This window comes from Rhizobium sullae, from assembly GCF_900169785.1.
GTDB classification, from domain to species: Bacteria; Pseudomonadota; Alphaproteobacteria; order Rhizobiales; family Rhizobiaceae; genus Rhizobium; species Rhizobium sullae.
Genome location: NZ_FWER01000139.1, coordinates 1 through 2693, shown reverse-complemented (window position 1 = coordinate 2693; position 2693 = coordinate 1). Strand labels below are relative to the sequence as shown.

At 55.1% G+C, this 2693-nt stretch carries 3 protein-coding genes and 1 pseudogene; 2 read left to right on the top strand and 2 right to left on the bottom strand.

The genetic code is table 11. From position 1 onward, the window contains the following. Both nodB and BN1800_RS39245 read right to left on the bottom strand, forming a co-directional pair. On the bottom strand, nucleotides 1-501 hold a 501-nt coding region (gene nodB / locus BN1800_RS39250; protein WP_087006292.1), incomplete at its 3' end, for a chitooligosaccharide deacetylase NodB. Beyond that, complete coding sequence (locus BN1800_RS39245) at nucleotides 498-1088, bottom strand: NodA family N-acyltransferase (RefSeq protein WP_027513944.1); 591 nt, start codon at nucleotides 1086-1088, stop codon at nucleotides 498-500. The genes BN1800_RS39245 and nodB, both read right to left, overlap by 4 nt. A gap of 255 nt (nucleotides 1089-1343) precedes the next feature. On the opposite strand from BN1800_RS39245, the gene BN1800_RS39240 reads away from it, so the two are divergent. Then, nucleotides 1344-2270 carry a LysR family transcriptional regulator gene (locus BN1800_RS39240; protein WP_027513943.1) on the top strand — a complete coding sequence of 309 codons (927 nt, stop codon included), beginning with the start codon at nucleotides 1344-1346 and terminating at the stop codon, nucleotides 2268-2270. Nucleotides 2271-2556: 286 nt separating this feature from the next. Continuing rightward, nucleotides 2557-2693: pseudogene (locus BN1800_RS39235) on the top strand (IS6 family transposase); the annotation flags it as partial.

The window sequence follows — 2693 nt, the reverse complement described above, 5'->3', positions numbered from 1 at the left end:
AGGTCGAGCAGTAGAAAGTACTGCATCAACAATCGCGTCGACGCCCGGCCGAGACCAATCTCTCGGGTCTGACGACCACTGGACGGCCTCAAGTCCGGCGCTCGCTGATTTGGAAAGCACGTCCTCGGTCCAAGCCCCGTAAGGCGCTCGTATATGGCGGACCGCAGCCTCGGGACACGCCGAGAGAATGGCCTTATTTGCCTCAATTATCTCACGTTCTACTTCGTGAAGTCCGCATGTTGACAGGTCCGGATGAGTCATCGTGTGATTAGCAACCTCGTGACCTTCCGCCACGATCCGCCGGATGAGTTCCGGCTGCTCTTTCGCATACGCACCGATGACGAAGAACGTCGCCGGCACGCGGTGTTCAGCCAGGACATCCAATATCTGTGGCGTAGAAAATGGGTTAGGACCGTCGTCAAACGTTAAATAAACGCTGCGATCTTCGGTGCCGCCGGCGCTATTAACCGGCACTTCGCGCATATAGTCGAATTGTGTCATAGTACTGGTCCGTTGCGTTCTATCAACGTGCCGGACGGCCACTCGCTCATGGTGCGTCCGATCGGAATCACTAAGACGAGCAGGTCCTCGATGCGGGTGGGGGGGATGTCGGGACGAAAATCTGGAAGGGTCGACCGGACACTAACCCCAGTCAGCACGCTAACCATACCGGTTCGAGCATATTTTTCGACGTGGTTCCGCATGGCGTGCCGAACCGTACCGAAGGCGAAGGGGACGCCAAACTCCTGCAGCGTCGGAAACAATGCGCTGACCGAATGAGCGATGCCCATTCCCTCCAGATCCGGTCGCACCCCGTACAAACCCAATTCAGCCACGGGGAGATCAGTCTCACCAACCTTTATGAAACGGCGCAACAAGCCCATGTGACTTGCTATTCCGCGGGAGTCGTAGCCAATTGCACGTCGTTCCGGCCTCGCGCCGGCCCAACTTCGGCCGCCCTCGAATGGTTTCGCGTGGAACACTCCTGACGGCCCATAGGTTTTTTTGAAGAACTCAGAAAGTTCTGAGTGGTCTGACCGTTCCAACTCATTTTCCCAGTATAGTTTCCACTGTACATTCGAGGGCATGCAAGAACTCCAGCTTGTATTTTACCCAACACGATCAAAGCAGTGGTAGGATAAGCGCACGTTACGCCTGGTAAGCGGATTGTGACGCCGGTTGACGAGGTCCTCGAGCAGTACGAGCCAGATCAGGGATCATCGTGACTTCTTGTTTCCGCCGACGCCTTGATTTCGCTTGCGTTCGGGGTTTATAAGCACGCTGCAACATTAGTAAAATTGATTGTTTGAATGACAATCATCCACACTGCGGATCCATTACACATGCGTTTCAAAGGCCTTGATCTAAATCTCCTCGTTGCGCTCGACGCTCTGATGACCGAACGCAAGCTCACGGCCGCGGCACGCAGCATCAATCTCAGTCAGCCAGCTATGAGCGCGGCTATCGCCCGGTTACGCACCTATTTCGGCGATGACCTATTTATAATGCAAGGCCGCGAACTCATTCCAACACCGCGTGCGGAAGCGCTCGCCTCCGCGGTCCGGGACACCCTGCTGCAAATTCAGTTCTCGATTATTTCCTTGGAAACGTTCGACCCTGCCCAGTCGGAACGGCGTTTCAGGATCGTCCTTTCCGATTTCATGACACTCGTGTTCTTTGAGAAGGTCGTGCAGCGCGTCGCACGAGAAGCTCCCGCCGTCACCTTCGAGTTGGTTGCCCCTAATGACGAGCCTGCTGAGCTTCTCCGCCGCGGCGATGTCGATTTTCTAATCCTGCCGGATTTGTTCATGTTGAGTGCGCATCCCAGAGCGAAACTGTTATCCGACACACTCGTGTGCGTCGGCTGCCCTACCAATGAGCAGCTGTCACGGCAGCTTTCCGTCGAAACATATATGTCGATGGGGCATGTTTCACCCAACTTCGGGCGCACGGTGAAGCCCAGCATCGACGAGTGGTTACTGGTGGAGCACGGTCTCAAGAGGCGCATCGAACTCGTCGTGCCGGGCTTTACCTTAATCCCGCAGTTGCTATCACGCACCGACCGCATAGCGGTGTTGCCGTTGCGTCTTGCCAATCATTTCGCAAAAACGACACCCCTGCGGATCGTAGAACTTCCGGTGCCAGTTCCTCCAATCACCGAGGCTGTCCAATGGCCCACCCTCTACAACGGTGATCCAGCAAGCATCTGGATGCGGGAGTTACTGGTAGAGGAAGGGACCCGCATGGAATCCCAGTCGGAAAACTCTTAGACTTACAAAATGGAATCGCCTGCGTTGATGTGTGAACTGCATAGTGCCAGTGGGTGAAACAGCATGCATTTGAAAGGGAATGCCAAAACACTGCATTGCCTGCTCAGACACGCACCAGGATCGCGAAAACAGAGATGCTCGATGAGTTGCTGACTTCCTGAATTGAGCCAGGTAATCTAGACTAAATGTTCGCCTGGGACCGGGGTGACCCGTCTCACAATATGCAGGTATCGAGGGTTGCGAGAGCGATCCTCTCGTAGAGCCTCATGCATAGGAGACGGGGGTGATGTCACGTTGTCAGCGGCTTAACGGTTGTCTGGTAATGGGTTGGGATGAACAGTCCGACCGTAAGCTACAAGAACCACCGCTTTCCACCGCAGATCATCGCGCGTGCGGTCTGGCTGTATTTTCGGTTCCCTTTGA

What these genes read in the sequence shown, in the direction of transcription:
- BN1800_RS39245 (WP_027513944.1), bottom strand. Translation starts at nt 1,088, where the DNA reads ATGCCCTCGAATGTACAGTGGAAACTATACTGGGAAAATGAGTTGGAA.
- BN1800_RS39240 (WP_027513943.1), top strand. Translation starts at nt 1,344, where the DNA reads ATGCGTTTCAAAGGCCTTGATCTAAATCTCCTCGTTGCGCTCGACGCT.